At 66.8% G+C, this 1,454-nt stretch carries 1 protein-coding gene; it reads left to right on the top strand.

All coding sequences use genetic code 11. The annotated features are described in order from the left end of the window. On the top strand, positions 1–1,427 hold a 1,427-nt coding region (locus GGR04_RS23655), incomplete at its 5' end, for an ISL3 family transposase (RefSeq protein WP_183203054.1). Between the last annotated feature and the right edge of the window lie 27 nt (positions 1,428–1,454).

The raw sequence follows: 1,454 nt of genomic DNA, 5'->3' as shown, positions 1-1,454 counted from the left end.
GGCAAGGCAGGCCGGTCCAGTTGCGCCTTCGGCTCCGCCGTTTCACCTGTCGCAATTCGGCTTGCCATCGGCAGACCTTCTGCGAGCGGCTCGATACCGCGGCAAGGCCGTTTGCCCGCCGATCCGAGCGGCTGCGCGACGTCCAGCGCCAGCTGGGACTTGCCCTCGGCGGCGAGGCCGCCGAACGGCTCTCGCACCGGCTTGGGCTGCCGACCAGCGCCGACACGCTGCTGCGTCTCGTGCGATCCGGCACGGCGGCGCCGACTTTCTCGCCACGGGTGATCGGCATCGATGAATGGGCATGGCGCCGCGGGCGGCGCTATGGAACGATGATCGTCGATCTGGAGAGAAACGAGATCGTCGACCTCTTGCCCGATCGGAACGCCGGTACGCTCGCGGATTGGCTGGCGGCCCATCCCACCGTCGAGACGATCGCACGCGATCGCGCCGAAGTCTTTGCCGAAGGCATCCGGGCGGGAGCGCCGATGGCCCGCCAGGTGGTCGATCGATGGCATCTGCTCTGCAATGTCGGGACCGCCTTCCAGACGATTGTCGCTGCCCATCATCGTCGGATCAAGGAGGTTGCCGAGGCGATCCGTTCGTCCGAACAGGAGGCGGCGCACCGGGAACGCCTTGCCATGCGAACCCCGACGGCCGCAGAACGTCGGAGCCAGGCGCGCCACGAGCCGCGAGCCGAAGCCTATGCCGAGATGGAGCGGCTTCTGGCCGCCGGCAGCAGCCAGGCCGGCGTCTCGCGGGCTCTAGGTTTGGATCGAAAGACCGTCAGACGCTGGGTTCGTGGCAGCGGGCCACCCCGGTGGAAGAAGCCCAGGCGGCCGAGCGCTATCGATCCCTTTCGCGACCATCTCGAGCAGCGCTGGCGCGAAGGCTGTCGCAACGGCGCCGAACTGGCCCGCGAACTTCAGCGTCAGGGCGCCGGCGTTCATCCTCGTGTCGTTCGCGAATGGGCGACGCGACGACGACGCGAAGGCATCGACCGGCTCGACAGGAATCGATGCCTGTCCGGTCCGTGCTGGCGGCCGCCCTCGATAACGCGCACCGCACGACTTCTGCAATGCGATCTCGACAAGCTAGCCGACGAGGACCGCCGGTTCGTCGATCGGCTCAGACGGTCGATCCCCGATCTGTCCATCGTCGTGGACTTGGTTGAGCGCTTGACCAAACTGCTGCGCAGACAGTCGGCCGAAAGCCTCGCCGCCTGGTTCACCGATGCCGCTGCAACGCCGTTGGCACGCTTCGCCGCCAACCTTCATCGCGACATCGACGCGCTCGCCGCCGCCATCGAAACACCGTGGACGACCAGCCCTGTCGAGGGCCAGATCAGCCGCCTGAAGATGATCAAGAGAACGATGTATGGCCGAGCCGGCTTCGATCTCCTCCGCGAGCGCGTTCTCGCATCAACCTGACAGCTTCACACAGTTTGCGGGAGAACC

Source organism: Aureimonas pseudogalii, from assembly GCF_014196835.1.
Lineage (GTDB): Bacteria > Pseudomonadota > Alphaproteobacteria > Rhizobiales > Rhizobiaceae > Aureimonas > Aureimonas pseudogalii.
The sequence above is the reverse complement of the archived record's forward strand: the minus strand, read 5'-3'. Positions and strand labels throughout refer to the sequence as shown.